The following is a 24,795-nucleotide window of genomic DNA, read 5'->3' as shown; positions in this document are numbered from 1 at the left end:
ATCCCGCACAGCAATGATCAGTACGCGTTCACGAGCGAAAGGCGGGCATATCCGCAGCTACCGAAGGGGCGTCCAGGACGTCCCCGCGCATGCCCAACGCGATCGCCGATCAGTTACTGTTCGGACAGACAGGAAAACCATACATTACCTATCTAGTAGATTGGAAATATGGTCCGAACCCTCGGCCTGTACTACGGTGACGGGGTCTCGCCATCAGCCCAGGCGACAGCGACCACAGGGGGAACCACCGCGTGCCCAGCCCGAACCGCAGATCGGCCGACGGCCGTACGGACGAGCCCGCCGCGGAGCACGACTCCGCGGGCCGCCGGCGCGACCCCGGCCGCTCCCGGCAGGCGATCCTCGACGCGGCCGAGCGGATCTTCGCCAGGGAGGGCTACGACGGGGCCAGCCTCGTCGCCATCGGCAAGGCCGCGGGCGTCTCCGGGACACTTCCCGCGTACTTCTTCAAGGACAAGGCGACCCTCTACGCCGCCGTCGTCGAGAGGCTGTTCGACCACCGCGACCACACACTGGAGCGGCTCGTCGAAGCGGCGATCGCCGCCCTCGACGAAGGAGAGGACGGGCTGCGCCGCGGCCTGGACATCCTGGTCGGCGGATACCTGCGGTTCCTGCTCGACCACCCCGCCTTCGTACGGCTGATGTCGCGCGACGCCCTGGAGATGGGGCGGGCCGGCCGCGCGACCACCCCGCGCCATTCCGCGGCGTACGAACGCGGTCTGCGCCGGTTCATCGCGGCCCTGCCGTCACAGCCGGGCCCCGGAGTCGACCCCGACCAGCTGCTCATCAGCGTCGTGGCGCTCTGCTTCTTCCCGATGGAACACGACGCGACCATGCTCGCCGGCATGGGCTACCGCGCCTGGAGCACCGGCTTCGTGGAGAAACGCGCCGACCATGTGGTCGACGTCCTGCTCCGGGTCCTGGCCGGGCCCGGCGGCACGGGGTGACAGCGGAGCGTCACCCCGTGCTCGGCGGGACAGGTCAGCAGGACGAGTCGTAGGCGCAGAGCTTCACCGTCATCTTCTTCGCGTCCACGAGGTTGCGGGGGTAGACGTCCGCCTTCGTGAAGAACGACGCGTACGCGCGGTAGACCGCTACGGCCCGGCCGCGCCGTACGATGACGGCCCGGCCGCCGCCCGCCTTGGCACTCGAACCCTTGTAGTTCTGATAGCTCACCTTGAGCGCCTCGGCGCCGAGCTTCAGCGGGGTGGCCGTGTAGACCTCCGACAGGCCGCCGCCCGCCGGGTGGACCCGGCAGTCCTTCACAGCCTTCCGTACGGCGGCGAACGCCTGCTTGGCCCGTGCCTCGCTGCCGTAGACGACGAGTTGCTCGACGACGGAGCCGTCCGGTTCCGCGTGGGTCAGGGTGCGGGCGGCGGAGCGGCCGGTCCGGCCGACGCCCTTCTCCGTACCGCAGGGGTTGAGGTCCAGCGGCTCCGCGGTGGCCTCGCTCACGAACCAGGGGAACTCGGCGTTGAGGTTCGCGCGTGCTTCCTTCTCGTGGATCAGGAAGTTCTTGGGGATCTTCGTGGCCTTCGTCGCCGTCGTGGCCTCCGTCGTCGCCGCGTACGCGGGGACCGGGATCGCCGCCAGGACGGCCAGGGCGGCGACCGCGCCCATCATCGTCTTCACGTCCAGGATGATGTCATTCAGGTGTAGATCCGTCGTCTGGCGGGCAGTGGCGACTCATCTATCCCCCTATGTGACTGGCTGGTAGGTTTCCCGGCATGGAGTCAGCAGCGAAGCACGCGGGCGACATCGCGGTCGCCGTTTCCCAGGCATACGGCGTCGAGACCATGTTCACGCTGTCCGGAGGACACGTCTTCCCCCTGTACGACGGCGCGGTGCACGAGAACATGCGCATCCTCGACGTGCGGCACGAGCAGAGTGCCGTCTTCGCCGCCGAGGCGACCGCGCGGCTCACCCGAAAGCCCGGCCTGGCGGTGCTGACCGCCGGTCCCGGCATCACCAACGGCGTCTCCGGCGTCGCGACGGCGCACTACAACGGCTCCCCCGTCGTCGTGATGGGAGGCAGGGCGCCGCAGTCCCGCTGGGGCTCGGGCGCCCTGCAGGAGATGGACCACCCGCCGCTGTTCGAATCCATCACCAAGCTCGCCTTCACCGGCTCCGGTGCCGACACGATCGGCCAGGACGTCGAGATGGCCTACCGTACGGCTCTCGCGCCCCACCGCGGCCCGGTCTTCATCGACTTCTACATGGACCACCTGTTCGCGCCGTCGCCCGAGCGGACCACCGAGACGCTCGCGCCGTCGCCGCTCGAACCGGACACCGACTCACTCGCCGACATCGCGAAGCTGATCGCCGCGGCCGAACGGCCGGTCCTGGTCCTCGGCTCCGACGTGTGGATGGACCGCGCCGAAGAGGCCGCGCGCGACTTCGCCGAGGAGTACCGCCTGCCGGTCATCCCCAACGGCCAGGGCCGGGGCATCCTCCCCTCCGGGCACGACCTGCTCGTCACCCGGGCCAGGGGGCTCGCCTTCGGCCAGGCCGACCTCGTCATCGTGGTCGGCACGCCGCTGGACTTCCGGCTCGGCTACGGATGGTTCGGCGGCAAGGACGGGGCTCCCCTGGCCAAGGTCGTGCACATCGCCGACGCCGCCTCCCAGCTCGCCACGCACGTCGGCCTGGCCGGCTCCGCCGCGGGCGACCTGTCCCTCACCTTCTGGGGCCTCGCCGCCGCCTGCGCGACCGCCGGGGTCGATCCGAAGGCGTACGCGCCGTGGGTGTCCACCCTGGCCGAGACGGCCTCCGCCGCGATCGCCGGTGACGCCGAGTTGCTCGCCTCCGACGCCGACCCCATCCACCCGATGCGCGTCTACGGCGAGCTGGGCCGGATCCTCGCGGACGACGCCGTGGTCATCGGTGACGGCGGCGACTTCGTGTCCTACGCCGGCAAGTACGTCGAACCGCGCAACCCGGGCAACTGGCTCGACCCCGGCCCGTACGGCTGCCTCGGCACCGGGCTCGGCTACTCGATCGCCGCACGGCTCGCCCGGCCCTCCTCCCAGGTCGTGCTGCTCCTCGGCGACGGCGCCGCCGGGTTCTCCCTGATGGACGTGGACACGCTGGTCAGGCATCGGCTGCCGGTCGTCATGATCTGCGGCAACAACGGCATGTGGGGCCTGGAGAAGCACCCCATGCAACTGCTGTACGGCTACGACGTGGCCGCCGACCTCCAGCCCCAGTGCCGGTACGACCAGGTCGTGACGGCACTCGGCGGCGGTGGAGAGCTGGTGACGTCGCCGTCCGAGATCGGCCCCGCGCTCCGGCGGGCCTTCGACTCGGGCGTGCCGTACCTGGTGAACATCGCCACCGACCCGGCGGTCGCCTACCCCCGCAACACCACCGGAATCTAGTCCCCGACCGGCGAGGCTTGCCCGGAAGGAGCGGAAATCGCCGGGGGCACTAGTTAGGGGAGGCGCCGGGGTCGGGGATGGCCGAGGGCGACACGCTGGGCGTCGCGCTGGGACTGGGCGACGCGCAGGCGATCTTCGTCACGAAGATCTTGATCGTGGCGCCCTCGCGGGCCGACTCGCCGCCCTTCGGATCCTGGGCGGTGACCTTCGTGCACGCCCCCGCGCCTCCGGCGACATTCACCTTGGCGTTGAACCCGAGGGCCTTCAGCTTGGCGATCGCCTTCTCCTCGGTCAGGCCCATTACCGAGGGCACCTTCTCCATGGGCTCCTCGCTCTCGCTCGGGCTGGGAGAAGGGCTCGGCGACGCCGACGGTGACGGCGACGGCGACGGGGTCCGCGTCGGCCTGTTGACGACCGGGGGCGGCGTCAGGACGGGGGTCGGCGTCGGGGTCCTACGCCTCGTCTTGCTCGTCGACGGACTGGACGTCGGCGTCGCGGTGTTCACGTCCAGCGGCGAGGTCGTGGACGTGCCGGGCTGGTCGGTGCCGGACGCGGCGAGGGCGTTGATGCCGAGCGCCGCGAGCCCGGCGAAGACGGCGAGACCGGCCGCCCCCGCGGCGATCGGCGCTTTGCGGCTCTTCCTGCGACGTGAGCTCCTCGGCCCGGGCGAGGTCGCCGCCGTACCCGTCGCAGGAACCGCCGGACTCTCCTCCCACGCCTCGGCGCCGTACGCGCGGTCCGCCTGGGTCGGGTAGTCGGACGAGGCGTATCCCCCCGCGTCCGGGGCGTATCCCCCGGTGGGGGGGCCGTACCCGCCGGTGGCCTGGGAGTATCCTCCGGTGGCCTGGGGGTATCCGCCGGTGGCCTGGGGGTATCCGCCGGTGGCTGGAGGGTATCCGGCCGCGGCCGGCCCGCCGAGGTCGGGCCCCGAGAGAGCCGTACCGGGATCGGCCGGCTGCTGGAGCTGCGGATGGATGGGTCGCATCGAGGGGTGCACGGACCTGCGGGCCGCCTCGCTCATCGTGGCGGCGTCCGGCCAGCGCCGGGCGGGATCCTTGAGCAGTGCCCGCTCCACCACCATGCGCACAGGCGGCGGCACGTCCGGAGGCAGCGGCGGCGGCTCGTCCCGGATGTGCTGAAGCGCGATGGCCACCGGGGACTCGCCGTCGAAGGGCCGCCTGCCGGCGAGGCATTCGTACGCCACCACGCCGAGGGCGTAGACGTCCACGGCGGGTGTGACGGGCGCGCCCTCGGCCTGCTCGGGCGCGCAGTACGCGGCGGTGCCGAGGACCATGCCCGCGTCGGTCAGGCGGCTCGCTGCGTCGGCCCGCGCGATGCCGAAGTCGGTGAGCACGAGCGTGCCGTCCTGACGGACCAGGAGGTTGCCCGGCTTGACGTCCCGGTGGACGATGCCGCGCTCGTGCACGGCCTGGAGCGCGGCGGCGGCCTGCGCGATGAGCTCCATCGCGGGCTCGGGGCCGATCCGGCCCAGCCGCGTCAGCAACCGGTCGAGCGGCTCACCGTCCACGAACTTCATCACGAGGTACGCCGTCGGCCCGTCTCCGGGAACATCCGTCACGCCGTAGTCGTAGACGTCGACCACACCGGGGTGGTTGACGGTCGCCATCGCGCGGGCCTCGCCCTGGAAGCGGACGGCGAATCCGGGGTCGTCGAGCCTGCCGGGGAGCAGCACCTTGACGGCGACGGTCCGCGCGAGAACCATGTCCTCACCGCGCCAGACCTCGCCCATGCCACCGGCGCCGAGCCGGGCGTCCAAGCGGTAGCGCCCCGCCAGCGTCATCCCCTGGGCCACCATGTGCCCAATACCCCCTCATGTTCCCCGGAGTTGTCCAACAAAGCAGATTCGTATCTCGGGAAAGTCACGACCGGATCACGGAAGCCTGCATGCTGAGCATGAGCCTACGCGCGAGTGATCCCATGCTCGGAACAACGGGCGAACCACCCCTGCGGGTTCACCTGGACCACCATGCGCCTGCGGCACTGCGCACAGTAGCGCGGCTGCTCCAGAGTGCGGGCGACGACGCACGCCGCTGATCATCCTCACCGGACGGCCCACCACAGTGGTCGCAGAACACGTTCACGGCCTCCTAGCGTAGGACTACTAGGCTGGAATGCATGACGCTAGCTCCTGGCCTGCGCGCCAACGTCCTCATCATGGTGGAGCGAGAGGACACCGCGATCAGGGTGGGCAGTGGAGACGTGCCCGTTCTGGGCACGCCCAGACTGCTATCGTTCGCCGAAGGCGCGACGGTCAAGGCGGTCCAGCGCTACCTGGAGCCGGGCCAGACCTCGGTGGGTACGCGGGTCGAGTTGGAGCACCGCGCGCCCAGCGCCGTCGGCATGCATGTGGAGATCTCCGCCGAGCTGACCGACGTGGACGGCAGGCGACTCGTCTTCGCCATCACCGCCGTCGACAAGACCGGAAAGCTGGTCGCCGCCGGGAGGATCGAGCGGGTCGTCGTCGACCGGGAACGGTTCCTCGGCGCGCTCTGACCCGGAGGGGCCCAGTCGAGTCCGACGAGCCACGCCCCTGCGCACGGTCGGCATCCGCCAGACGCTCACCTAGTCGATGACGGCGATCAGGTCGCCCCCCTGGATGACGTCGCCCTCGGCGACCTTGAGCTGCGCCACGACGCCCGCGTCCTCGGCGAGGACCGGGATCTCCATCTTCATCGACTCCAGGATGACGAGCGTGTCGCCCTCGTCAACGGTGTCACCCTCGGCGACGACGATCTTCCAGACGTTCGCCACCATCTCAGCGCGTACTTCCGCCACCACAACACTCCTCTTCATTCGGCGATCCACTCACCGACCCCGGCGGATCCATGCCGGGACCGGCTTCCAGCACCATCAGGCCGGCGTCATGACCTCATGCGGGGCACCAGCCCGGTGTCGTAGTCCCCGCTCGCGAGCTCCGGGTGGTCCAACAGCTCGGCGCAGAAGGGCAGGTTGTCCTTCGGCTCCTCGACGGGAACGCGGCAGCCGGCCGATCTCCGCAGCGTCGCGTACGGCGTCCGCCAGGTCGGTCACCGGCGCGCGGGTGCCCGTGGCGACCGAAACGCCCGGGACGCCCGCGTTCTCCATCAGGTTCGTTGATCTTGCCGCCCATCCGGACGATCGCCTCGGGAGCCGGGCCGATCCAGACGAGACCTGCCTCGACGACCGCGCGCGCGAACGGCAGGTCCGCGTCAGCGTCCGAGTAGACCGCGGCCGCCCGCAGCCCCATGCGCCTCACCGTGCGGATGATCCGCCGGGCGATCTCGCCGCGGTTGGCGACAAGGACTGACTCGAACACGCAGCCAACCCTACGGGGGTCCCCCAGTGATCCCCTGCGCTTGATTCCAACTGAAGGCGACCCGCGAATCTGTAGGGTCGGCACAAAAGCAGCTCTCCATCGCACCGCGTTCACGGCGAGCCGGTGCGACCTCTCCTACAAGTGGTTCACCGTGGGCCGATGCCGACCTCTGTTACAAGCGGTTCACCACGGTGAGCCGGTCGACCACCCGCGCCATCGCCTCGATCACGGCGGGATCGTACTCGGTGCCGATGCCGAGCCTGAGCCGCTCCAGCGCCGCCGCCGCCCGGTCCCGGTCGGCGGATCCCCCCACCAGGTCGTCGTACGCGTTGGCGGCCTTGATGACCCGGCTGGCCGTCGGCGGCGCATGGTCGACGGTGTCGCACTGGCGGCGGACGATCTCGGCGACCCCGTGCAGGACGCCGGTCTTCCTGATCACCTCGGCCCCGAGCTCGGCGATCCGCTTCGCCTGCGACGGATCGGTGAGCACGGTGGCGCCGCCCGGGATCGGGTCACTCAGGGAGAGCTGCCCGATGTCGTGCATGAGGGCGGCGTACTCCAGCTCCAGCAACTGGGGCTCCGACATGCCGAGCTCCCTACCGACGGCGACCGACAACGTGCTGACCCGGCGGGAGTGGCCGGGCTCCACGTATCCCCCGACCTCGGTCACCCGGCTCAGCGCCCGCACCGTCTGCAGGTAGGTCGCCCGGATGCCGGCGTACTTGCGGAACGCCACCTGCGTCACGAGCAACGGCGCGGCGAACACCAGCAGGGCGGTCATGTTCATGCTGTGCGCGGCGAGCGCGAGCAGCGTTCCTGACGCGGCCACCGCCGCGCCCAGCGGCGCGCCCATCCGCAGTTCATCGCGTACGGCGACGCCGAAGGCGGTCCTGACCTGCTCGGCCCTGAGCATCGCCGCGATCACCACGTCGGCCGTCAGCATCAGCACGATGAGGGCCGCCATCACGCCCAACGCCGGCCACCAGTTGCCGTCGATGGCGATCGAGTAGAGGGGTGCGGTCAGCGGCCGGTAGGCGAAGGCCAGCAGCGAGCCGGCCAGCAGCCTCCTGGCGATCGCGTCAAGCCGAGGCGGGCGGCCCACGGCGAGATGCGGCAGCGCTCCCGCGATCATGCCCACCGACATGACGGCGACGACCTGCAGCGCCGTCTGCCTGGCGGGTTGGCCGCCCACGTCGAGCAGAAGCGCGTACCCGATCGCCGCCGCCGTGGAGATGGGCGCCACCTCGCGGTTGCCCGGCATGGTGAGCCTGGCCAGCTCCCCCACCGCGATCAGCGCGCCGAATCCGATCGCGACCTGCGAGTCGACCAGCCCGTTCGCCGCCGTGTGGGAGATCCCCGCCACGGTGAGCATCCCGGCGGCGCAAATGAGGAGTAACTGGCCCGAGTCGAGCCCGCGCATCGCCCTGGCGGCGGTCATGAGTCCTCGCCCTCAGCGTTCTGAGATGACCTGGATGGGCATGGTCGGGTCGTCGTGATCCTTCGCGGTGGTCACCACGGCGCCGGGCGGCGCGGGCACCGCGCGCGGCGGCTCCCAGCCGTGGCGGTCGAGGGCCTTGATGAACGTGCTCACCATGACGGGGTCGAACTGCGCGCCCGCGCTCTTGCGTAGCTCGGTCACGGCCTCCTCGATCGACTTCGCCTTGCGGTAGGCCCGGTCGGACGTCATCGAGTCGAACGCGTCCGCCACCGCGATGATCTTGGCGAACTCCGGGATCTCGTCACCCGCGAGGCCCATGGGGTAGCCCTTGCCGTCATGCCGCTCGTGGTGGTGCATGATCCCGGCGAACGCCTCGTCGAGGAAGTCGATGCCGCGCACGATCTCCAGGCCGCGCATCGGGTGCAGCTGGATCGCCGCGTACTCCTCCTCGGTCAGCTTGCCGTCCTTCTGCAGGACCTTCGTGGGCACGCCCAGCTTGCCGACGTCGTGCAGCATCCCGGCGTATCTGATCGCCCGCAGCCGCTCGGTGCCCATGCCGATCTCCTCGGCGATCATGGAGGACGCCCGGGACACGCGGGTGCAGTGCCCCCGCGTGTAGTAGTCCTTCGTCTCCACCGCCTGGCACAGCGCGGCGATCGTCGCGTCATAGGAGCGCTGCTGGGCGTGATAGTGCCCGAAGGCCCAGCGCGCCACGAACAGCGGGATCAGCACCAGCACCGCCGAGATCGACTGGACCGTCGCCCACAACCCGGCGATCAGCAGCCCGAAGGTCGCGTAGCCGAGATAGGACACCAGGATCTGGACCGTGCCCCGGAGCGCCACCTGGTCCCTGCCCACCCCCTCGGCCAGCAGGAGGATGACCGCGGTCAGGCCGAAGTTGATCAGGACGAAGGCCCCGGTGGCCGCGCCGTACGGGATGATCACGCCGGGGAAGTCGTCCTCGCGAGGCAGGCCCACGATGCCGCCGGCGTGCTGGAACGCCACTCCCGCGGCGTATCCGCAGATCACGAACTGGGCGCCGTTGAACAGCCGCTTCACGACCGGCAGGCCCGGCCGCACACTCACCACGGCCATGAGCCCGACCAGCGCGGCTCCCTCGGGGCCGACCAGCACCACGGCGGCCAGCGCGGCGGAGAAGCTCACCGAGATCGCCGCCTGCGGCACGTTGAGCACCGTCGGTACGGACTCGCACACCAGGAACAGCAACGCGAGCACGACGAGCGTCGGAAGCTCGGCCTGGTCGAACCACCCCGGAGAGACGGCGCTGTCGACCACCAGTGCGGCGGCGGCTCCGATCAGTACGACGAAGTAGACCTTTGCCCGCCACGGCAGTTCCCGCATGCGGCCACCTCGCGCCCTCAGGTCCAGGAGATCCCGGAGGTCACGCCGGTCTCGGCCACGAACACCACCACAGGGGCGAGCAGTAACAACGCCGCCAGCATCTTGGTGGCCATCCTGTTGAACATCGCTGCCTCCACATCGAATTCGCCCACAGGCTACAGAAGCCAAGGTGCCCGGTCAGAGAGCTCGGCGAACCGCAGCCAAACCGTAATCAAGCAATCACGCTGCGCTCATTTGCCCTACTTCGTCCGGCGATTCGGCGCGTCCGCGAGCGGCTGCTTCCCACGTCATCCCCACAACGCGAGAACAGCGACCGTTCACCGACCGTCACCCCACCACTGGCCCGGAACTCGGTTACGTGCCCGGCGTCCATCCCCGTAAACCCAGAGGTCCCACAGGCCACGGGCCGACCCGTACGGCGGAGCGCTCTCAGGCGACACCAGAGGCGACACCCTGATGGACGCCCGGCGCGGCGATCGAAGCGGTCTCGGGAGCAGTGTGCGACGGCGTGGATCAGTGTGCGATGTCGGGCGGTGTGCGGCGGCGGATCAGGAGCGTGCGGCGGCCCAGGCGACGGTGGCCTTGAGACCGGTGGCGAGGTCGGTCCGCGGGCGCCAGCCGAGGCCCTCGCGGGCCGGCTCGGGATCGACGGCCATGGCGGGCAGGTCGCCGAGGCGGGCCGGGGCGAGGCCGGGCTCGTCGGGGGCGCCGGCCGCCGCGGCGATCAGCGTGTGCAGCTCGCGGTCGGTCGTCTGCACGCCCGTGCCGAGGTTGAACCTGCGCCCGTGGCCGTCGGTGCCGCAGGCGCGGGCGAAGCCGTCCACGACGTCCTCGACGAAGATGTAGTCCCGCGTCTGGGAGCCGTCGCCGTACAGGACCGTGGGTCGCCCCGCCAGCAGGGCGTCGGTGAAGATGGCGACGACCCCCGCCTCGCCCTCCGGTGACTGGCGCGGGCCGAAGACGTTGGACAGCACCAGCGTGGTGTACTCCAGCCCGTGGAGCGCGCTGTAGGCCGACAGGTACACCTCGCCGCTCAGCTTCGAGGCGGCGTACGGCGAGCGCGGGTCGGTGGGGGCGTCGCCGGGCACGGGGATGACGGCCGGCCTGCCGTACACCGCGACGGAGGAGGCGAAGACGACCTTGCGCGATCCCGCGCGGTGGGCGGCCTCCAGGACGTTGACGGTGCCCTCGACGTTCACCCGCGCGTCGTGCGTCGGGTCGGCGACGCTCTTGCGGACGCTGATCTGCGCCGCCAGATGGCAGATCACCTCGGGACGCCACGCCTCGGCCGCCGTGGCGAGCGCGGGGTCCCGCACGTCGATCGCATGCAGGTCGGCGTCCGGATTGCGGTTGCCGCCGGACGACATGTCGTCCACGACGGCGACCTCGTGCCCGTCGGCCAACAGGCGGTCCACGAGGTTCGAGCCGATGAAACCCGCCCCGCCGGTGACCATTACGCGCATGCCCGCCCCTTCGTCAGGTGTACGGGGTGATCCTAATCGCCGAGCTCGGACCGCACCTGCGCGATGCGCGCGAGGATCTTGGTGCGCAGGTCGTCCGGGACGGGATCGCAACCGCAGTGCTTGGCGACGAGTTGCTTGACGACCTTCTCCAGGCCGTACTCCTCCAGGCAGGGGCCGCACTCGTCCAGATGCTGACGTATGTCGGCGCGCCTGACGTCGTCGAGCTCGCCGTCGAGGTAGCTGTAGACCCGGTCCAGAACCTCGCCACAGTCGGTGTCGTGGTGGTCGCCGCAGCTCATCGCCCCTCCTCGTCCCGCACCAGGCCGCGAGCGCGCGCGTAGTCCTCGAGCTGCGTTCGCAGTTGTCTCCGGCCGCGATGCAGTCGCGACATCACGGTCCCGATAGGGGTCCCCATGATGTCGGCGATCTCCTTGTACGGGAAGCCCTCGACGTCGGCAAGGTACACCGCGATGCGGAAATCTTCGGGGAGCGCGGCCAGCGCGTCCTTGACATCGCTGTCGGGCAGGTGCTCAAGGGCCTCGACCTCGGCCGACTTCAGCCCGGTGGAGGTGTGCGACTCCGCGCGGGCGAGCTGCCAGTCCTCGATCTCCTCGGTGCCGGCCTGCTTGGGCTCCCGCTGCTTCTTGCGATAGCTGTTGATGAAGGTGTTGGTGAGGATGCGGTAGAGCCAGGCCTTGAGGTTCGTCCCCTCCTGGAACTGGTGGAACGACGCGAAGGCCTTCGCGAAGGTCTCCTGCAGGAGATCTTCGGCGTCTGCGGGGTTACGGGTCATCCGGAGCGCGGCGGAGTACAGCTGGTCGAGATACGGCATGACGTCGCGCTCGAACCGCTCGCTGCGCTGCTCCAGAGTCTCCTCCACTGTCTTGGAGACCGGACCCACCCCCTCTAGGACGCCGTACGTAGCCGAGAATACCGGCAGGGTAGCGGCGTCTTTCTCCTGGGCGTCGGGCACGAGCAACGCGTTCATGCCCAACTGCAACAGGGCGGGCGTAGAGTCTGTTCCCGGTACGTTTTCGAGGTACGAACACCCATGTTTGGGGAAGGACCTACGTACCGGCTGGTAGCCCGGAAACCGAGTTTCCGCTATCTCATGTCGACTTCTGAGATAGCCATAGTCCAGGAGCCGCTCGTGCTGCCCATTCCGGCCAACGAACTCAATGGCTCGGGAGCCCTCGGGCCGTACTGGACCTTCTACCACGCGGTCGTCGCCGAACAACTCCGCCAATGGCTGCCCGAGCGTCCCTCCCTGCTGCTCGACCTGTCCGGCGGCCGCGGCCGCTGGACGGCTCAGGCGGCACGGGCGGGACACCGGGTCATCCAGGTCATGGACTTCCGGCGACTCTCCGAACCGTGGCTGCGCGACGCGTCCGACCGCGTGCAGAAGGTCCGTGCCGACGATCTCGACTTCCTGCCCGACGCGTGCGTGGACGCGGTGATCGCGGAGGAACGCGCGCTCTCGGTCGAGATCATGGCCGAGTCCGTGATCGAGGACGTCGCCCGCGTGCTGAAGCCCGGCGGGAGGACGCTGGTGTGCGTCGACTCGCTGGTCCTCGGCATGGCGATACTCGCCGAGCAGAACTACTGGGCGCATCTGTGCCAGACGGGCGAGGTCATGCTCGTTCCCTGGCCGGACGGCAGCATCACCCGCTGCTTCACCAGCGTCCAGCTGCGCGAGCTGATGACGGCCGCCGGGCTCGAAGTGGAGTGGGTGCGCCCCCGCACGGTGCTGTCGCCGTCCACGGTCGACCACGTGCTGGGCACGGGTGGCCACTCGCTGGCCCGCCTGGTCCGGACGGAGCTGGCGACCCGGCCGGACGAGGAGGACACCGTCGGCATCCACCTCGTGGCGAGCGCGCGCAAGAAGGGCTGAGCCTGCGGTTCCCCGCCGTCCTGGCTTCCGGCTCCCACGCCACGGCTCAGCGGCGGCGTTCGCGCTTCGACTGGCACTGAACGCAGCGTGCCGCCTCCGGACGGGCCTCCAACCGGCCGTCCGGGACGAGCCCGCCGCAGTCCACGCATGTGCCGTAGGCGCCGTCGTCCAGCCGCCGCAGCGCGGCCAGTACGGCGACGCGGTGCCGGGACTCGACGTCGATCACCGCCTGGACGCGGTCGGCGTCGGGTGGGTCCGCCTCCTTGAGCACGCCGATGGAGCGGTCGAGCTCGTCGAGCAGGGTTTCCAGGCGCATGCGCGCGGTCGCGGGGTCCACGGATCCGCACCTCCGGGAGCATGGGGCGATTCGCAGGGAAAGGAGCCCCCGGCCTCCCTTTCCTCACCGGATGCCCGCTTGGCGCGCCCTTTACACTCCGCGTTCAGAAGAGCACGGCGGGCTCGCCGTCACCCGGAAGCGGCTCGATGAGATCAGGACCGTTGTGGCGGACGTTGTTGACCGCGGTCGAGACGGGATATGCCTCCAGCCGACCGGCGAGGGCCGGGACCAGCAGGCGGCCCGCGTCGCTGACACGGGGGTCGAGCCACTCGGCCCACCGGTCCCGCTCGACCATCATCGGCATGCGGTCGTGGATGTGGCCCACCCCGTCCTCCGCGCTGGTGGTGATCACCGTGCAGGTGCACAGCCACTTGAGCGGATCGTCGTCGGGCCGGGACGGGTCCTTCCAGAACTCGTACAGCCCGGCCATGGCCATGACTCCGCCGTCCTCGGGATGGATGTAGTACGGCTGCTTCGCGGGCTTGGCCCCCTCGGGCGCCGCCATCCACTCGTAGAAGCCGTCGGCGGGGAGCAGACAGCGGCGTGAAGCGAACGCCTTACGGAAGGCGGGCTTCTCGGCCACGGTCTCCACCCTGGCGTTGATCATCCGGGAGCCGATCGACGGGTCCTTCGCCCAGCTCGGCACGAAGCCCCACCGGATCACGCGGAGCTGGCGCACCGGCCGTTCCGCGCCCTCGGTCCTGGGCACGCGGCTCATGACCGCGTAGACCTTCTTGGTGGGCGCGACGTTGTAGTCGGGGCCGAGCTCCTCCTCTGTGTCGAGCTCGATCTCGAACTCCTCCATGAGCTCGTGCCGCTTGCGCGCCGACGCGTACCTTCCGCACATACCCCCCACCTTGCCATCACCCGGGCCGCCGCGCGGACCCCGACAGCGGCCGGACCTGCCGGTAGGCTTTCGTGCATGCCGACCCAGCCCCTGTGGCCCGCTCCCGTAGCGACCGGGCCGATCGACGCGACCGTCCGCCTGCCCGGGTCGAAGTCCGTGACGAACCGGGTGCTGCTCCTCGCCGCGCTGGCGCAGGCCCCCGGTTCCGTACGGCTCGCACTGCGCAGCAGGGACGCGGACCTCATGGTGGCGGCGCTGCGCTCCCTCGGCGCGGAGATGACCGCCTCGAACGAGAGCGTGTCGAGCGCCGACTGGGCGATCACGCCGGGGCCGATCAGGGGCGGCGCGTCCATCGACGTCGGTCTCGCCGGGACCGTGATGCGGTTCGTGCCGCCGGTCGCGGCCCTCGCGGACGGCGAGGTCTTCTTCGACGGCGACCCGCACGCGCGCAAGCGGCCGATGGGGCCGATCCTGGGCGCGCTGCGCGCCCTCGGCGCCACCGTGACCGCCGACGCGCTCCCGTTCACCGTACGCGGGCCGATCACGGGCGGCGAGGTCGTGCTGGACGCCTCGATCTCCTCGCAGATGGTGTCCGGGCTGCTGCTGGCCGCGCCGCGGTTCGAGAAGGGCGTCACCGTACGGCACAGCGGGCCGCCGGTCCCCTCCATGCCGCACATCGCGATGACGGTGCACCTGCTCCGCCAGGCCGGTGTCGAGGTCGACGACTCCGAGCCGGACGTGTGGCGGGTCGAGCCCGGCCCCATCGCCGCGAGGGACGTAATCGTCGAGCCCGACCTGTCGAACGCCGCGCCCTTCCTCGCCGCGGCGCTGATCACCGGTGGCGCGGTCACCGTGCCGGACTGGCCCGAGGAGACCACACAGGGCGGCGACCAGCTCCGCCACCTGCTCACCGACATGGGCGCGACCGTGACGCGCACGCCGTACGGCCTGCGGGTGACGGGAACCGGCCAGGTGCGGGGCATCGAGGCGGACCTGCACGAGGTCAGCGAGCTGACCCCCACGATCGCCGCGCTCGCGGCGCTGGCGGACGGCCCGTCGCGGATCAGCGGCGTGGCGCACATCCGCGGGCACGAGACCGACCGGATCGCCGCGCTGGCCATCGAGATCAACAAGCTCGGCGGCGACGCCCGTGAGACGGACGACGGCCTGGAGATCCGGCCGCGTCCGCTGTCGGGCGGGGTCTTCCACAGCTACGAGGACCACCGGATGGCCACGGCGGGAGCAGTGATCGGCCTGGCGGTTCCCGGCGTCGAGGTGGAGAACATCGCGACCACGGCCAAGACCCTCCCCGACTTCGCCGGCATGTGGGCGGACATGCTGGCGGGCACCGAGGGCAGGACCACGACGACCGAGACGCCGTGACGGGCGTCGATCGTTCCCGCGCCGGGCGCGCGGGCGCCGGAGAAGGACGGACAGGCTGAGCAAGCGGAAGTACGACGAGGACGACGTCAGGATCCGGCCGGGCAAGGGCTCCCGGCCCAGGACCCGGCTTCGCCCTGCCCACGAGAAGGCCGTCGAGGGCTTCATCGTGGCTGTCGACCGCGGCCGCTACACCTGCCTGGTGGGATCGGTCCCCGTCGTCGCGATGAAGGCGCGTGAGCTGGGGCGCAAGGGCATCGTGGTCGGCGACCGCGTCGCCCTGGTGGGCGACGTGAGCGGCCGGCCGGACACGCTCGCCCGGGTCGTCCGGGTGGAGGAGCGGCGCTCGATGCTCCGCCGCAGCGCCGACGACACCGATGACGTCGAGCGTCCGGTCGTGGCCAACGCCGACCAACTCGTCATCGTCACCGCGCTGGCCGACCCTCTCCCGCGGCCCCGGATGATCGACCGGCTCCTGGTCGCGGCCTTCGACGCGGACATCGACCCGCTCCTCTGCCTGACCAAGGCGGATCTCGCGTCCCCCGACGAGCTGGTCGCGCACTACGAGCCTCTCGGCGTGCCGTACATCGTGGTGAGCAAGGGGGGGCCGCTGGACGAGCTGCGCGGCCACCTGGAGGACCGGATCAGCGTGCTCGTCGGCCATTCGGGGGTCGGCAAGTCGACGCTCGTGAACGCGCTCGTTCCGACGGCCGACCGCGCGGTCTCCCACGTCAACGTGGTCACCGGCCGCGGCCGGCACACCTCGACCTCGGCGGTGGCGCTGGAGCTGCCCGAGGGCGGCTGGATCATCGACACCCCCGGCGTGCGCAGCTTCGGCCTGGCGCACGTGCACGTGGAGACCGTGCTCGCGTCCTTCCCCGATCTGAACGAGGCGACGGTCGAGTGCCCGAAGGGCTGCACCCACCTCGGGGACGGGTGCGCCCTCGACCGGTTCGTGGCCGAGGGGCACGCCGATCCCGCCCGCCTGGAGTCCCTGCGCCGGCTTCTGATCAGCCGCGAAGGCGGCGAGGACACACCCTGACCGTCCGGTGTCCGGGCTCGTGAGCGGCCCAGGCCGGCGCCGCCGGCCTTCGGCCCGGGGCCTGTCTGCTTCCTGGAATCGGTCATGGACGGTGGAACACGAGTCGTACTCCTCGGGCAGGTCCCGCCACGGGCTGCCGGTGGGGAACCGCACCGACTGGTCGGGTCCTATTTCATGAAATTTGACGAATTCGGGTGATCCCGCTGAGCGCATGTCCTACCTTCATCCCATGCGCATCAAGCCGATCATCCTGGGTTCGGTAACCGCGGCCGCCCTGCTCGCCGCCGGAGGCACCGCTCTGGCCGGCACCTCGGCCGGGGGCGACACGCCGACCAAGGTGTGCGGACCCGACTTCGTGGTGCAGCGGTCGGTCACGTTCAAGGGCGCGGCCACGTACCTGCTCTACAACGCGGACACCAAGAGCGCCTGCGCGGTCACGATCAAGACGACCAACCTGCGCAAGCGCACCAAGATCTGGGTGGCCCTGGACGTGAAGAACGCGGGCGTGGTCAAGAACGAGGAACTCACCGTCGATCACACCGTTCCGGTCTACCACTACGCGCCCGTGGGCACGCGGGTGAAGTTCTCCGGCGGCATCGACGGCGGCGCCACGTCTGGCACGGACTACGCCCCGATCAAGTAGAGCGCGGAGTCTCCGCGGGGCCCGGGATCGCCGTCGATGACACCGGGCCACCGGGCTAGCGGTTGGGGCGCAGCGTCCAGGAGACCGTCATCTCCGAGACGACGACGTCGTCGGCGTTCCTGATGTCGACGGCGACACCGAACTCGGGACGCTTTCCCTCGTCGAGTTGGGCCAGGACCTCGGCGCGATCGGCCCCCAGCGTCGCGATGGCGGTCACCTCTCCCTTTGCCAGCTTGAGATAGCGGATCTCGGCCGCGGTGGCGAGAGGGACGGCCCGGGCGAGTTGGTCGCCGAAGGCCGACAACATGGCCGCTCCGGAGGCCGACTCCGCCAGGGAGAACAGGGCGCCCGCGTGCGGTCCGCCGACGTGATTGTGCAGGTCGCCCCGGTCGGGAAGGCGGGCGGCCGCCCTTCCCGATCCGATCGAGTCGAAGGAGATCCCGAGCAACCGGGCGAAGGGCACGCTGTCCAGCATGAAGGCACCGATGTCCATGGCGGAATGTTACTCTTCAGTACGATCTGGGGCGATCCCTCATCTGATGTGATCGACCCCCGACGCGATAGCGTTGACCCCTGTGACCGGCTACAGCGACGATCTGCGTCTCGCACATGTGATGGCGGACGCCGCGGACGACATCACGATGCGCCGCTTCAAGGCGGTCGACCTCAAGGTCGACACCAAGCCCGACCTCACACCGGTCAGCGACGCCGACCGCGCGGTCGAGGAGGCCATCCGCGGCACGCTGCGCCGCGCCCGCCCCCGTGACGCCGTCGTGGGCGAGGAGTTCGGCAAGACCGGCTACGGCATGCGCTCGTGGGTGATCGACCCCATCGACGGCACCAAGAACTACGTGCGCGGCGTCCCGGTCTGGGCCACCCTCATCGCGCTGATGGAGGAGGGCAAGGTCGTCGTCGGAGTCGTCTCCGCGCCGGCGCTCAGCCGTCGCTGGTGGGCCGCCAAGGGCGGTGGGGCGTGGACCGGCCGCAGCCTGACCAAGGCCACCCGCTGCCAGGTCTCCGGCGTGGGCCGCCTCGCGGACGCCTCCCTGTCCTACTCCAGCCTGAGCGGCTGGGAGGAGGAGGGCCGGCTCGACAACATGCTCGACCTCATGCGCGGGGTCTGGCGCACCCGGGCCTACGGCGACTTCTGGTCGCACATGATGGTCGCCGAGGGCGCGGTCGACATCTCCGCCGAGCCCGAGTTGTCGCCCTGGGACATGGCCGCGCTCACTGTGATCGTGGAGGAGGCCGGCGGCACCTGCACCGCCGTGGACGGCACCGCCCCTCTCGACGGCGGCAGCATGGTCTGCAGCAACGGCCTGCTGCACGGCGAGGTGCTCAAGCTCCTGACCAGGGACTGAGGCCCTTCAGAACCTCACAGTCGCAGGGCCTGACAGATCCGGCGCCGCACAGATTCAGTGCTTCACAGCGCGAGGGTCTGCGACACGGCCGACATGAGACTGCCGTGGTACGCCTCGCCGTACAGGCAGACGTGCACGAGGAGCGGATGCAGCTGGTGCATGGGCACCCGCTCGCGCCAGCCGTCGGCCAGTGGCGCCGCTTCCCGGTAGGCCGCGAGGATCGTGTTCAGGTGCGGGGCTCCGAAGAGGGCCAGCATGGCGAGATCGGTCTCCCGGTGCCCGCCGTGCGCGGCCGGATCGATGAGAACGGCCCGCTCCGCGGTCCAGAGCAGGTTGCCGCTCCAGAGATCCCCGTGGATCCGGCTCGGCGGCTCGGCCACTCCTGAGACCTCCGGGATGAGCGCGCACGCCTCCTCGATCAGCTTCACGTCCTCCGCAGCCAGCCACCCGCCGTCCCGTGCCGACCGTACGAACGGGAGGACGCGGCGCTCGACGTAGAAGGACGGCCAGTCCGGCGCGGGCGCGTTGTCCATGGGCAGCTCGGCGATGTGTCCGGGCCACGGGGCGCCGAACTCCGCCGCGCCCGCTCCATGCAGCGCCGCCAGCTCGCGTCCGAACCGCTCGGCCGCCCCGGCGGTCGCGTTCGCGGGCTCGATCCACTCCAGGACCAGCTCGCCGCCGTCCGACCTGATCACCTCGGGTACGGCGACGGCGCCGGGCTCGGCCAGCCAGCGCAACCCGGCCGCCTCCGAGGTGAAGTCCGCCCCACGCTTGACGAAGACCCTGCGGCCGTCGAGCTCGCCCTCGTACAGGGTCCAGGCGTGGCTGGACCCGAGGTCCCTAGTGATCCGCAAGGTGCCTGGCCAGCCCTTCGGACGCGGCCTCGACCATCCGGAGGACGTCGCGGAAACCCGCGTGACCGCCATAGTAGGGATCAGGCACCTCGGCTTCCGGCGGAGACGAGGGGTCGAAGGAGCGGAACAGGCGCACGTCGGCCTCCGGCGGGGCGAGCCGCCGTACGGCGCGCAGATTGTCGGCGTCCATCACCAGGACGAGGTCGCGCTCGGCGAACCAGGAGCGGTCGAACCGCCGCGCGCGGTGAGCCGAACCGTCGTATCCGCCGGCGGCGAGCGTGGCCAGCGCCCGCTCGTCCATGGGCGCCCCGACATGCCAGCCTCCGGTGCCCGCGCTGTCGACCTCGACGTCGATGCCGTGTTCCTCCAGCGTGCGGCGGAGCACGATCTCCGCCATCGGAGAGCGGCAGATGTTGCCCATGCAGACCAGGCAGATGCGCTTCATGGGTTCATATTCCCAGCTCAGGGCGACGCGGCGAAACCGCCACAAGAGCGACTGTGCCCGTTCACTGTCCGTTCACCTTTAACAGGGCATTAAGTCACCTTGACTCTTTAGCGTCCTACCCGTTGAAAGACCAAAGTGGGAGGACACAACCGTGAAGTATGCAGGCCGGCTCGCCGCGGCCGCCATCGCCGGCGTGCTTTCGCTCGCTGCGTGCGGCACCGATGACAACACCGCCGCCGACAGCGGCGCCACCGCCGGCAGCTCCTCCGCCGCAGCCGGCGGGTTGTCCGGAACCATCAACGCGGCCGGCTCCTCGGCGCAGGCGAACGCGATCGAGGAGTGGAAGAAGGCGTTCCAGTCCGCGAACTCCGGGGTGAGCATCAACTACCAGCCGAGCGGTTCCGGCGCGGGCGTCCAGGCGTTCATCCAGGGCACCGTGGCCTTCGCGGGCTCCGACTCGGCGTTGAAGGACGACAAGGGCGAGCCCGCGCAGGCCGACGCCCGTTGCAAGACCGGCAAGGCGATCAACCTTCCGATGGTCACCGGCCCGGTCGCGGTCGTCTACAACCTTCCCGGTGTCGACGGACTGCAGCTTTCGCCGAAGACGATCGGCGGCATCTTCAACAGCACGATCACCAAGTGGGACGACGCGGCCATCAAGGCCGACAACCCTGACGCCAAGCTGCCCTCCACCCCGATCCAGGCGTTCCACCGCTCGGACGAGTCGGGCACCAGCGACAACTTCACCAAGTTCCTCAAGGCGACCGCCGACTGGCCGTACGAGCCCGCCAAGGCCTGGCCGGCCGAGGCCAAGGGGCAGGGCTCCAAGGGCAGCGACGGCATCGCCTCCTCGGTGAAGACGACCGAGGGCGCGATCAGCTACGTCGAGCTGTCGTACGCGGAGAACTCTCAGCTGCAGAAGGCCAAGGTCGCCAACGGCTCCGGCGAGTTCGTCGAGCTCACCCCGGAGAGCGCGGGCAAGACCGTCGAGGCCGCCGAGATCGCCGGCACCGGCAACGACCTGAAGCTGTCGATCGACTACGCCACCAAGGCGGCGGGCGCCTACCCGATCGTCCTCGTGACGTACGAGATCACCTGCGAGAAGGGTCTGTCCACCGAGGACGCCAAGCTCGTCAAGTCCTTCCTCACCTACACCGCCAGCGACGAGGGCCAGCAGGCGCTCAGCGGCCTCGGATACGCACCGCTCCCGGCCACCCTGCTGGGCAAGGTCCGCACCGCCGTCGAGGCGATCTCCTAACCCATATGGTCACGTCACCACGTACACGCGAAGGCGGACCGGCCGTGCGCCGGTCCGCCTTCCGGCGCAGCCGCGGCGACGGCCCGTTCCGGTTCGCCTCGACCGGAGCGGGCGTCGTCCTTCTGGGGATCATGGCGGCGATCGGGGTCTTCCTCATCGTCAAGGCGATCCCCGCCCTCCAGGCCAACACCTCGCACTTCCTGACCGAGAAGGTCTGGAACCCCAACGCGGTGCAGCCGGCCTTCGGCATCGGCGCCCTCGCGTTCGGGACCGTGCTCAGCTCGTTCCTGGCGCTGATCATCGCCACCCCGGTCGCGATCGGCGTGGCGCTGTTCATCTCCCACTACGCGCCGAGGCGGCTGGCCGCCCTCCTCGGTTACGTCATCGACCTGTTGGCCGCGGTTCCCAGCGTCGTCTACGGCCTCTGGGGCGTCGTCTTCCTGGTGCCCTTCATGCGCGGACCGTCGGAGTTCCTCAACACGTACTTCGCCTGGATCCCGCTGTTCGGCGGCGACCAGGTGGTCGGCAAGTCCATGCTGACCGCCGCGATCGTACTGGCGATCATGATCCTGCCGATCATCGCCGCGATCTCCCGCGAGGTGTTCCTCCAGGCGCCGAAGACGCAGGAGGAGGCCGCGCTCGCCCTCGGGGCCACCCGCTGGGAGATGATCAGGATGGCCGTGCTGCCGTTCGGCCGTCCCGGCGTGATCAGCGCCGCGATGCTCGGCCTCGGCCGGGCCATGGGCGAGACGATCGCCGTCGCGCTCATCCTCCCCGCGACCTTCGGGATCTCGTTCGAGATCCTCGGCCCGAACGGCAACAGCATCGCCGCCAACATCGCCAACGGCTTCGGCGAGGCGACCGCCACCGGCCGTGGCGCGCTGATCGCGTCCGGCCTCGTCCTCTTCCTGATCACGCTGGTGGTGAACATGGGCGCCCGTCTGATCATCGCCCGCCGGAAGGAGTTCTCGAGGACATGACCACTGTCCCAACGGGCATCCAGCCCATCTCGACCGGCCGCCGGGTGAAGGACCGCATCGTTCACGTGCTGGTCTACCTGGCATTCGCCATCGCGGTCATCCCCCTGATATCGGTGCTGTGGCTGGTCGTCAAGAACGGCATGCAGCGCTTCGACCTGGAATTCCTCACCCACTCGATGCGCAACATCGGGGCCAGGGACGCCGGAGGCGGCGCATACCACGCGATCATCGGCACCCTGGAACAGGTGCTTCTCGCCTCGCTCATCGCGGTGCCGATCGGCCTGCTCACCGCCGTCTATTTGGTGGAGTACGGCAGCGGCGGCCGGCTGGCCCGGTCGATCAGCTTCTTCGTGGACGTCATGACCGGCGTCCCATCAGTCGTTTCCGGCCTCTTCGTGCTGGCGTTCTGGATTCTCGCCCTCGGCATGCCGTTCTCCGGGTTCGCGGGCGCCATGGCGTTGTCGATCCTGATGATGCCGGTGGTGGTCAGATCGGCAGAGGAGATGCTGCGCCTCGTGCCGAACGACCTCCGCGAGGCGGCGTACGCGCTCGGGGTCCCGAAATGGCGCACCATCGTCAAGGTCGTGCTGCCCACCGCGTTCACCGGCATCGTGACCGGCGTGATGCTCGCCGTCGCCCGCGTCGCCGGCGAGACGGCCCCGCTGCTGCTCACCGTCTTCTTCACCGACTCCATCAACAACGACCCGTTCAACGGGCCGCAGATGGGTCTTCCCCTGTACGTCTTCGACCAGGCGGGACGGCCGACCGACACCGCGATCGACCGCGCGTGGACCGGAGCGCTCACCCTGATCCTGATCGTCATGCTGCTCAACCTGGTGGCGCGCCTCATCGCGTGGTGGCGCTCGCCCGCGAAGAGAGGGTCTTAGGACATGGCCAAGCAGATCGAGGTCGCCGGACTCGACGCCTACTACGGAGCGCACAAGGCCATCGAGGACATCACGATGACCATCGAGCCGCGCGCGGTGACGGCGTTCATCGGGCCTTCAGGGTGCGGCAAGTCCACGTTCCTTCGGACGCTCAACCGCATGCACGAGGTCATCCCCGGCGCCCGCGTCGAAGGCAAGGTCCGTCTGGAGGACCAGGACCTCTACGGTCCCGACGTCGACCCGGTATCCGTACGCCGGACCATCGGCATGGTGTTCCAGCGGCCCAACCCGTTCCCGACGATGTCGATCTACGACAACGTCGCCGCCGGCCTCCGGCTCAACGGGCGGTTCTCCAAGTCCGAGCTCGACGGCATCGTCGAGAACTCCCTCAAAGGAGCCAACCTCTGGAAGGAGGTCAAGGACCGCCTGCACAAGCCCGGATCCGGCCTCTCCGGCGGCCAGCAGCAGCGCCTCTGCATCGCCCGTGCCATCGCCGTACGCCCCCAGGTCCTGCTGATGGACGAGCCTTGCTCGGCCCTCGACCCGATCTCCACGCTCGCGATCGAAGACCTCATCTCGTCGCTGAAGCGCGACTACACGATCGTGATCGTGACGCACAACATGCAGCAGGCCGCCCGCGTCAGCGACAAGACCGCGTTCTTCAACCTGGCGGGACAGGGCCAGCCCGGGAAGCTCGTCGAGATGGACGAGACCTCCAGGATCTTCACCAATCCCGGCCAGAAGGCGACCGAGGACTACATCACCGGCCGTTTCGGCTGATCCAGGATCTGGACGGAACGAAACCAGCGGACACGGAACTTAAGCAGAGCGGAAGGGGAGGCATCGGGGTGACGCTACCCGCGGTGGAGGGGGACACTCGGTCTGCGCCCATACTCCTGGTGGCCGATCCGGACAGCGACCTGATCCGGCAACTCGCGGCCGCGCTCGAACCCGAAGGCGTCGAGGTGACCGGCGTGGCCGACGGTGCACAGGCACTGCTCCAGGCGGGCGCCCTCCAGCCCGATGCCGTCCTGATCAGCGCCTCCCTCCCCATCATCGGCCCGCTCGACTTCGTCCGTGCCGTACGCCTCGATCGAGCCGTACCGGTCCTGCTCGGCATCGACTTCGGCAGCGATGCCGAGCAGGCCGTACACGCTCTCGCGGCAGGTGCGACGGCCTGCGTGGCCCGCCCGTACCGCGTTCTCGAGCTGCTCCCCCTCGTCCAGGCCGCCTTCCGCCGCCAGGAGATCGACCGGGCCGTCCTGGTGATCGGAAACGTGGAACTCGATGTCACGGCCTACCAGGTCAAGGTCAGCGGGAAGATCGTTCATCTTCCTCTGCGGGAGTTCGAGCTCCTGCACTACCTGATGCGCAACGCCGACCGTACGGTGACACGCGACCAGATCATGCGAAACGTCTGGCACTCGGCCGACACCATGTCCACGAACACCATCGCCGTTCACGTGAAACGGCTACGGGCTCGGCTCGGCGACGTTGACGACAGAATGATCCAGACCGTCCGCGGCGTCGGCTACCGCCTCGTCTCCAGCTGATCACATGACCCACGGCGCCTGAGTCCAGCAACCGCCGCGGTGGGCCGGTGCTTGTAGACGCTGTGTTGTGGGACGAGCCGCGCTGGCTGTGTCCTTAAGGCCCACGGCTGTGGGGCCAGTCGCGGTGGCCAGTGCCTGTAGACGCCGCATTGTGGGCGGAGCCGCCATGGCCGGTGTCTGTGCGGCCTGCGGCTGTGGGGCCAGTCGCGGTGGGCCGGTGCTTGTAGACGCTGTGTTGTGAGACGAGCCGCGCTGGCTGGTGTCCGTAGGCACGGCGACGGGGGCTTGCTCCGGCCGGCCGTGATAGTTGCGATCAGGTGCATACCGCTGTCGCGGTCGCGGG

General features: G+C 69.9%; 28 protein-coding genes. 13 read left to right on the top strand and 15 right to left on the bottom strand.

What is annotated here, in order from left to right:
• The first annotated feature begins 251 nt into the window (after nucleotides 1-251).
• Entirely contained in the window at nucleotides 252-965 is a 714-nt protein-coding gene (locus AB0I59_RS16175) for a TetR/AcrR family transcriptional regulator (protein ID WP_358133456.1), read from the top strand.
• Between the two features lie 34 nt (nucleotides 966-999).
• On the opposite strand, the gene AB0I59_RS16170 is transcribed toward AB0I59_RS16175, so the two are convergent.
• Nucleotides 1,000-1,650, bottom strand: a complete 651-nt coding sequence (locus AB0I59_RS16170) for a sensor domain-containing protein (RefSeq protein WP_061255185.1) — start codon at nucleotides 1,648-1,650, stop codon at nucleotides 1,000-1,002.
• Between the two features lie 95 nt (nucleotides 1,651-1,745).
• Here AB0I59_RS16170 and AB0I59_RS16165 point away from each other — a divergent pair, with 95 nt between their 5' ends.
• A complete protein-coding gene (locus tag AB0I59_RS16165; RefSeq protein WP_061255186.1) occupies nucleotides 1,746-3,395 on the top strand; it encodes an acetolactate synthase in 1,650 nt (549 codons plus the stop codon).
• Nucleotides 3,396-3,444: 49 nt separating this feature from the next.
• On the opposite strand, the gene AB0I59_RS16160 is transcribed toward AB0I59_RS16165, so the two are convergent.
• Both AB0I59_RS16160 and bsaP read right to left on the bottom strand, forming a co-directional pair.
• Complete coding sequence (locus AB0I59_RS16160; protein WP_358133452.1) at nucleotides 3,445-5,211, bottom strand: serine/threonine protein kinase; 1,767 nt, start codon at nucleotides 5,209-5,211, stop codon at nucleotides 3,445-3,447.
• A gap of 104 nt (nucleotides 5,212-5,315) precedes the next feature.
• Nucleotides 5,316-5,423, bottom strand: coding sequence for a biotin synthase auxiliary protein BsaP (gene bsaP, locus AB0I59_RS42225; RefSeq protein WP_494410551.1), 108 nt, complete (start codon nucleotides 5,421-5,423; stop codon nucleotides 5,316-5,318).
• Between the two features lie 108 nt (nucleotides 5,424-5,531).
• Between bsaP and AB0I59_RS16155 the strand changes: the two genes are divergently transcribed.
• The gene (locus AB0I59_RS16155) at nucleotides 5,532-5,909 is read left to right on the top strand and encodes a thioesterase family protein (protein WP_061255188.1); all 378 of its coding nucleotides are present in this window, start codon (nucleotides 5,532-5,534) and stop codon (nucleotides 5,907-5,909) included.
• Nucleotides 5,910-5,978: 69 nt separating this feature from the next.
• Here the strand turns inward: AB0I59_RS16155 and AB0I59_RS16150 are convergent, their stop codons facing one another.
• The 7 genes from AB0I59_RS16150 to AB0I59_RS16120 all read right to left on the bottom strand — a co-directional run bounded on the left by AB0I59_RS16150 (nucleotide 5,979) and on the right by AB0I59_RS16120 (nucleotide 11,875).
• Nucleotides 5,979-6,191, bottom strand: coding sequence for a biotin/lipoyl-binding carrier protein (locus AB0I59_RS16150; protein WP_228645549.1), 213 nt, complete (start codon nucleotides 6,189-6,191; stop codon nucleotides 5,979-5,981).
• 94 nt (nucleotides 6,192-6,285) lie between these two features.
• Complete coding sequence (locus tag AB0I59_RS16145) at nucleotides 6,286-6,711, bottom strand: biotin carboxylase N-terminal domain-containing protein (RefSeq protein WP_358133447.1); 426 nt, start codon at nucleotides 6,709-6,711, stop codon at nucleotides 6,286-6,288.
• Between the two features lie 172 nt (nucleotides 6,712-6,883).
• The gene (locus AB0I59_RS16140; RefSeq protein ID WP_061255190.1) at nucleotides 6,884-8,149 is read right to left on the bottom strand and encodes an HD-GYP domain-containing protein; all 1,266 of its coding nucleotides are present in this window, start codon (nucleotides 8,147-8,149) and stop codon (nucleotides 6,884-6,886) included.
• 12 nt (nucleotides 8,150-8,161) lie between these two features.
• Nucleotides 8,162-9,511 (bottom strand): HD-GYP domain-containing protein, encoded by a 1,350-nt coding sequence (locus AB0I59_RS16135; protein WP_061255191.1) that lies wholly within the window; start codon nucleotides 9,509-9,511, stop codon nucleotides 8,162-8,164.
• Between the two features lie 548 nt (nucleotides 9,512-10,059).
• Nucleotides 10,060-10,974 (bottom strand): NAD-dependent epimerase/dehydratase family protein, encoded by a 915-nt coding sequence (locus tag AB0I59_RS16130; RefSeq protein ID WP_061255192.1) that lies wholly within the window; start codon nucleotides 10,972-10,974, stop codon nucleotides 10,060-10,062.
• A gap of 32 nt (nucleotides 10,975-11,006) precedes the next feature.
• Nucleotides 11,007-11,273 carry a mycothiol system anti-sigma-R factor gene (gene rsrA, locus AB0I59_RS16125; RefSeq protein ID WP_061255193.1) on the bottom strand — a complete coding sequence of 89 codons (267 nt, stop codon included), beginning with the start codon at nucleotides 11,271-11,273 and terminating at the stop codon, nucleotides 11,007-11,009.
• Entirely contained in the window at nucleotides 11,270-11,875 is a 606-nt protein-coding gene (locus AB0I59_RS16120; protein WP_061255268.1) for a sigma-70 family RNA polymerase sigma factor, read from the bottom strand. The genes rsrA and AB0I59_RS16120 overlap by 4 nt, the downstream gene beginning before the upstream one ends.
• Nucleotides 11,876-12,124: 249 nt before the next feature.
• Here AB0I59_RS16120 and AB0I59_RS16115 point away from each other — a divergent pair, with 249 nt between their 5' ends.
• Nucleotides 12,125-12,865, top strand: coding sequence for a class I SAM-dependent methyltransferase (locus tag AB0I59_RS16115; RefSeq protein WP_061255194.1), 741 nt, complete (start codon nucleotides 12,125-12,127; stop codon nucleotides 12,863-12,865).
• Between the two features lie 46 nt (nucleotides 12,866-12,911).
• Here AB0I59_RS16115 and AB0I59_RS16110 read toward each other — a convergent pair whose 3' ends face one another.
• On the bottom strand, nucleotides 12,912-13,202 hold the full coding sequence (locus tag AB0I59_RS16110; protein WP_061255195.1) for a TraR/DksA family transcriptional regulator: 291 nt from the start codon (nucleotides 13,200-13,202) through the stop codon (nucleotides 12,912-12,914).
• A 103-nt stretch (nucleotides 13,203-13,305) separates the two neighbouring features.
• On the bottom strand, nucleotides 13,306-14,049 hold the full coding sequence (locus AB0I59_RS16105) for an SOS response-associated peptidase (RefSeq protein ID WP_061255196.1): 744 nt from the start codon (nucleotides 14,047-14,049) through the stop codon (nucleotides 13,306-13,308).
• Between the two features lie 75 nt (nucleotides 14,050-14,124).
• Between AB0I59_RS16105 and aroA the strand changes: the two genes are divergently transcribed.
• The 3 genes from aroA to AB0I59_RS16090 all read left to right on the top strand — a co-directional run bounded on the left by aroA (nucleotide 14,125) and on the right by AB0I59_RS16090 (nucleotide 17,114).
• Entirely contained in the window at nucleotides 14,125-15,432 is a 1,308-nt protein-coding gene (gene aroA, locus AB0I59_RS16100) for a 3-phosphoshikimate 1-carboxyvinyltransferase (protein WP_358133439.1), read from the top strand.
• 91 nt (nucleotides 15,433-15,523) lie between these two features.
• Complete coding sequence (gene rsgA / locus AB0I59_RS16095; RefSeq protein ID WP_358133834.1) at nucleotides 15,524-16,471, top strand: ribosome small subunit-dependent GTPase A; 948 nt, start codon at nucleotides 15,524-15,526, stop codon at nucleotides 16,469-16,471.
• A 229-nt stretch (nucleotides 16,472-16,700) separates the two neighbouring features.
• Nucleotides 16,701-17,114, top strand: a complete 414-nt coding sequence (locus tag AB0I59_RS16090; protein ID WP_358133436.1) for a hypothetical protein — start codon at nucleotides 16,701-16,703, stop codon at nucleotides 17,112-17,114.
• 55 nt (nucleotides 17,115-17,169) lie between these two features.
• On the opposite strand, the gene AB0I59_RS16085 is transcribed toward AB0I59_RS16090, so the two are convergent.
• A complete protein-coding gene (locus AB0I59_RS16085; protein ID WP_061255200.1) occupies nucleotides 17,170-17,607 on the bottom strand; it encodes a DUF4442 domain-containing protein in 438 nt (145 codons plus the stop codon).
• Between the two features lie 82 nt (nucleotides 17,608-17,689).
• Here AB0I59_RS16085 and hisN point away from each other — a divergent pair, with 82 nt between their 5' ends.
• The gene (gene hisN, locus AB0I59_RS16080) at nucleotides 17,690-18,475 is read left to right on the top strand and encodes a histidinol-phosphatase (protein ID WP_082776795.1); all 786 of its coding nucleotides are present in this window, start codon (nucleotides 17,690-17,692) and stop codon (nucleotides 18,473-18,475) included.
• 62 nt (nucleotides 18,476-18,537) lie between these two features.
• On the opposite strand, the gene AB0I59_RS16075 is transcribed toward hisN, so the two are convergent.
• Both AB0I59_RS16075 and AB0I59_RS16070 read right to left on the bottom strand, forming a co-directional pair.
• Nucleotides 18,538-19,329 carry a fructosamine kinase family protein gene (locus AB0I59_RS16075; protein ID WP_061255201.1) on the bottom strand — a complete coding sequence of 264 codons (792 nt, stop codon included), beginning with the start codon at nucleotides 19,327-19,329 and terminating at the stop codon, nucleotides 18,538-18,540.
• Nucleotides 19,316-19,774: a low molecular weight protein-tyrosine-phosphatase gene (locus AB0I59_RS16070; RefSeq protein ID WP_358133431.1), complete on the bottom strand. Its 459-nt coding sequence runs from the start codon at nucleotides 19,772-19,774 to the stop codon at nucleotides 19,316-19,318. The genes AB0I59_RS16075 and AB0I59_RS16070 overlap by 14 nt, the downstream gene beginning before the upstream one ends.
• Nucleotides 19,775-19,925: 151 nt before the next feature.
• Here AB0I59_RS16070 and pstS point away from each other — a divergent pair, with 151 nt between their 5' ends.
• The 5 genes from pstS (at nucleotide 19,926) to AB0I59_RS16045 (ending at nucleotide 24,452) form a co-directional block, all read left to right on the top strand.
• Entirely contained in the window at nucleotides 19,926-21,032 is a 1,107-nt protein-coding gene (gene pstS, locus AB0I59_RS16065; protein ID WP_061255203.1) for a phosphate ABC transporter substrate-binding protein PstS, read from the top strand.
• 5 nt (nucleotides 21,033-21,037) lie between these two features.
• Complete coding sequence (pstC, locus tag AB0I59_RS16060; protein WP_061255204.1) at nucleotides 21,038-22,012, top strand: phosphate ABC transporter permease subunit PstC; 975 nt, start codon at nucleotides 21,038-21,040, stop codon at nucleotides 22,010-22,012.
• A complete protein-coding gene (gene pstA / locus AB0I59_RS16055) occupies nucleotides 22,009-22,899 on the top strand; it encodes a phosphate ABC transporter permease PstA (protein ID WP_061255205.1) in 891 nt (296 codons plus the stop codon). The genes pstC and pstA overlap by 4 nt, the downstream gene beginning before the upstream one ends.
• Before the next feature lie 3 nt (nucleotides 22,900-22,902).
• A complete protein-coding gene (gene pstB, locus AB0I59_RS16050) occupies nucleotides 22,903-23,679 on the top strand; it encodes a phosphate ABC transporter ATP-binding protein PstB (protein WP_061255206.1) in 777 nt (258 codons plus the stop codon).
• Nucleotides 23,680-23,798: 119 nt separating this feature from the next.
• Nucleotides 23,799-24,452, top strand: a complete 654-nt coding sequence (locus AB0I59_RS16045) for a response regulator transcription factor (protein WP_358133425.1) — start codon at nucleotides 23,799-23,801, stop codon at nucleotides 24,450-24,452.
• The last annotated feature ends 343 nt before the right edge of the window (nucleotides 24,453-24,795 follow it).

The organism is Microtetraspora glauca (assembly GCF_040656155.1).
Taxonomy (GTDB): domain Bacteria; phylum Actinomycetota; class Actinomycetes; order Streptosporangiales; family Streptosporangiaceae; genus Microtetraspora; species Microtetraspora glauca.
The sequence above is the reverse complement of the archived record's forward strand: the minus strand, read 5'-3'. Positions and strand labels throughout refer to the sequence as shown.

Bases quoted from the DNA above. Each gene is read 5' to 3' on its own strand.
- AB0I59_RS16160 (WP_358133452.1), bottom strand. From the start codon at position 5,211: ATGGTGGCCCAGGGGATGACGCTGGCGGGGCGCTACCGCTTGGACGCC.
- AB0I59_RS16140 (WP_061255190.1), bottom strand. From the start codon at position 8,149: ATGACCGCCGCCAGGGCGATGCGCGGGCTCGACTCGGGCCAGTTACTC.
- AB0I59_RS16105 (WP_061255196.1), bottom strand. From the start codon at position 14,049: ATGTGCGGAAGGTACGCGTCGGCGCGCAAGCGGCACGAGCTCATGGAG.
- AB0I59_RS16070 (WP_358133431.1), bottom strand. From the start codon at position 19,774: ATGAAGCGCATCTGCCTGGTCTGCATGGGCAACATCTGCCGCTCTCCG.
- pstB (WP_061255206.1), top strand. From the start codon at position 22,903: ATGGCCAAGCAGATCGAGGTCGCCGGACTCGACGCCTACTACGGAGCG.
- AB0I59_RS16165 (WP_061255186.1), top strand. From the start codon at position 1,746: ATGGAGTCAGCAGCGAAGCACGCGGGCGACATCGCGGTCGCCGTTTCC.
- aroA (WP_358133439.1), top strand. From the start codon at position 14,125: ATGCCGACCCAGCCCCTGTGGCCCGCTCCCGTAGCGACCGGGCCGATC.
- AB0I59_RS16090 (WP_358133436.1), top strand. From the start codon at position 16,701: ATGCGCATCAAGCCGATCATCCTGGGTTCGGTAACCGCGGCCGCCCTG.
- AB0I59_RS16130 (WP_061255192.1), bottom strand. From the start codon at position 10,974: ATGCGCGTAATGGTCACCGGCGGGGCGGGTTTCATCGGCTCGAACCTC.
- rsrA (WP_061255193.1), bottom strand. From the start codon at position 11,273: ATGAGCTGCGGCGACCACCACGACACCGACTGTGGCGAGGTTCTGGAC.
- pstA (WP_061255205.1), top strand. From the start codon at position 22,009: ATGACCACTGTCCCAACGGGCATCCAGCCCATCTCGACCGGCCGCCGG.
- AB0I59_RS16155 (WP_061255188.1), top strand. From the start codon at position 5,532: ATGACGCTAGCTCCTGGCCTGCGCGCCAACGTCCTCATCATGGTGGAG.
- AB0I59_RS16085 (WP_061255200.1), bottom strand. From the start codon at position 17,607: ATGGACATCGGTGCCTTCATGCTGGACAGCGTGCCCTTCGCCCGGTTG.
- pstC (WP_061255204.1), top strand. From the start codon at position 21,038: ATGGTCACGTCACCACGTACACGCGAAGGCGGACCGGCCGTGCGCCGG.
- AB0I59_RS16135 (WP_061255191.1), bottom strand. From the start codon at position 9,511: ATGCGGGAACTGCCGTGGCGGGCAAAGGTCTACTTCGTCGTACTGATC.